The following is a 2,808-nucleotide window of genomic DNA, read 5'->3' as shown; positions in this document are numbered from 1 at the left end:
CTGCCGGCGACGGCACGGCGCTCACGCTGCCGCCTTCAGCTCGCGCGCGTGCAGCCAGCAGGCGGCGCGGGTCCGGCCGGCCTCCAGCAGGTCGGGACGCTCGACCAGGCAGCGCGCGAAGACGCGCGGGCAGCGCGGGTTGAAGGCGCAGCCCGGCGGGATCGCGGTCAGGCGGGGCATGGCGCCATCGATCTGCAGCAGCCGGCCCCGCTCCTCATCCATGGCCGGGATGGAGCCCATCAGGCCGGCGGTGTAAGGGTGGGCCGGCGCGTGGATCACGGCGTCGACGGGCCCGATCTCGACGATGCGCCCGGCGTACATGACGGCGACCCGGTCGCAGGTCTCGGCGATAACGCCCATGTCGTGGGTCACCAGCATGACGGCCGCACCGTGCTCCTTGCACAGCCGCTTCAGCAGAAAAATGATCTGCGCCTGGATGGAGACGTCGAGTGCCGTGGTCGGCTCGTCGGCGACGATCAGGCGCGGCTCGCCGGCCAGGGCCAGGGCGATCACGACCCGCTGCCGCATGCCGCCCGAGAACTGGTGCGGGTACTGGTCGAGACGCTCCTCGGCGGCGGGGATCCCGGTCTCCTGCAGCAGGCGGACGGCACGGCGGCGAGCGTCGGCCGCATTGAGGTCGAGATGGGTCTGGATCGTCTCGATCAGCTGCTGCCCGACGGTATAGAGCGGATCGAGCGAGGTCAGCGGGTCCTGGAAGATGGCACCGATGGAGCGCCCGCGCACCTTGCGCATGGCCTCGTACGGCAGGTCGTCGATGCGGCGGCCGTCGAACAGGATCTGCCCGCCCGCCACGCGGCCGGGCGGGTCGAGCAGGCCGATGATCGACGCGCCGGTCAGCGACTTGCCGGCCCCGGATTCGCCGACGACGCCGAGGATCTCTCCGGGGACGATCTCGAAGGAGATGTCGTCGATGGCCACGAGCGTGCCTCGGCGGGTCGGAAATTGGACGCGGAGGTTGCGCACTTCGAGCAGGGGACGGGTCATGGGGGCGGGACAGGCCTGTGAGAGGCGGTGTGAGCGAACACTCAGCGAAGGCGCGGGTTCAGAGCGTCGCGGAGCCAGTCGCCGAACAGGTTAATGCTCAAGGCGATCAGGACCAGGGTCGCCCCCGGGAAGATCACCAGCCACCAGGCGCCGCTGAACAGCTGCTTGTTGCCTTCGTTGATGAAGGTGCCGAGGGAGGGCGACGTCGGCGAGACGCCGACGCCGAGGAACGACAGCGTGGCCTCGGCCAGGATGGCTACGGCGACCTGGATCGTCGAGAGGACGAGCACCGGGCCCATGACGTTCGGCAGAACGTGGCGAAACATGATCCGCAGCGGCGGAACGCCGATGACCCGGGCCGCCTGCACGTACTCCTTGTGCCGCTCGACCATCGTCGAGCCGCGCACCGCACGGGCGTACTGAACCCAGCCCGGCAAGGCGATCGCGACGATGACGACCCCGAACGCGAGCAGGTCGTTGGCATTGGGGAACAGCGCGTGCCCGACTCCGGCGAACAGCAGGGCGATGAGGATCGAGGGAAAGGACAGCATCACGTCGCAGATTCGCATGATCAGGGCATCGAGCCTGCCGCCGACATAGCCGGAGAGAAGGCCGAGACCGACCCCCACCAGGAGCGAGACGAGCACCGAAGCGCCACCGACGAAGAGCGAGATCCTGGCCCCGAACATCAGCGCCGAGAGCACGTCGCGGCCCTGCTCGTCGGTCCCGAGCGGGTACTTGGCGGTACCGCCTTCCATCCAGGCCGGCGGCAGCATCGAGTCGCTCAGTTCCAGCGTCGCCAGGTTGAAGGGGTCGTGCGGCGCGATCCAGTTCGCGAACACAGCCGCGACGATGCAGACGAGCGCCACCACCGCGGCGCCGATGGCCATCGGCGAGCTGCGGAACGAGTGCCAGAAATCGCTGTCGATGAAGCGGGCGAAGCGCCCCGGCGGCACCGCCGTCACCGGCACCGGCGGCAAATCGCGCCGCGCCGGAGGCGCTGCCCCTGCCCCCGGGCCGAGTGCTGCGGCCTGCCCTACTTCGACTTGACCGTGATCCACTTGAAGAACATGCGGTTGTCCGGCAGCTGCACCAGATTGACCCGGTTGCTCATGCCCCAGGCCAGCGCCTGCTGGTGCAGGGGAATGTGGCCGACGTCGTCCTGGTGGATCTTGAAGGCCTCGCGGATCATGTCGTTGCGCTTCTTCTCGTCGGTCTCCGACTGGATCTTCAGCGTCAGGTCATCGAGGCGCGGGTTGCTGTAGGCGCCGAGGTTGAACTGGCCCTGGCCCTTCTCGGTGGGCGTCGCCATGAGGGCCGAGAGGACGTCGTGCGAATCGCCCGTCGACGGGGTCCAGCCGAGCAGATAGAAACTCGTGTCGCGGCGCAGGATCTTCGGGAAGTAGCTGACCTTGGTCTCGGCCATCAGGTTGACCTTGACGCCGATCCGGGCGAGGTTGGCCGCGACCGCCTGGCAGATCGCCGCATCGTTGACGTAGCGGTCGTTCGGGCAGTTCATTCCCACCTCGAACCCGTTCGGGTAGCCGGCCTCGGCCAACAGCTTCTTCGCAGCCTCGCTGTCGTACGGCAGGCGCTTGTTCATGTCGGTCTGGAAGCCGCGCACGCCAGGAGCGATCATCAGGGCGGTGGGGGTCGCCGCGCCGCGCATGGTGCGGGCCTTGATCGCCTCGATGTCGATGGCCTGGAAGAAGGCCTGGCGGACGCGCTTGTCCTTGAACGGGTTCTTGCCCTTCACGTTCGAGAACTGCAGCTCGTCGCGCTTCTGGTCCATGCCGAGGAAGA

The 2,808-nt window shown here is 68.3% G+C and carries 3 protein-coding genes; all 3 read right to left on the bottom strand.

The window, feature by feature from the left end; all coding sequences use genetic code 11:
- Window positions 1–21 precede the first annotated feature (21 nt).
- Window positions 22–1,005 carry an ABC transporter ATP-binding protein gene (locus AC30N0_RS19740; protein ID WP_489519585.1) on the bottom strand — a complete coding sequence of 328 codons (984 nt, stop codon included), beginning with the start codon at window positions 1,003–1,005 and terminating at the stop codon, window positions 22–24.
- A gap of 41 nt (window positions 1,006–1,046) precedes the next feature.
- Window positions 1,047–1,985, bottom strand: a complete 939-nt coding sequence (locus tag AC30N0_RS19735) for an ABC transporter permease (RefSeq protein WP_489519584.1) — start codon at window positions 1,983–1,985, stop codon at window positions 1,047–1,049.
- A gap of 56 nt (window positions 1,986–2,041) precedes the next feature.
- Window positions 2,042–2,808 (bottom strand): ABC transporter substrate-binding protein (locus AC30N0_RS19730; RefSeq protein WP_489519583.1); only part of this gene is annotated, 767 nt, incomplete at its 5' end.

The organism is Rhizobacter sp., assembly GCF_031412495.1.
Classification (GTDB): domain Bacteria; phylum Pseudomonadota; class Gammaproteobacteria; order Burkholderiales; family Burkholderiaceae_C; genus Schlegelella_A.
Note: the sequence above shows the minus strand (reverse complement) of the source record. Positions and strands in the feature narration are given on the sequence as shown.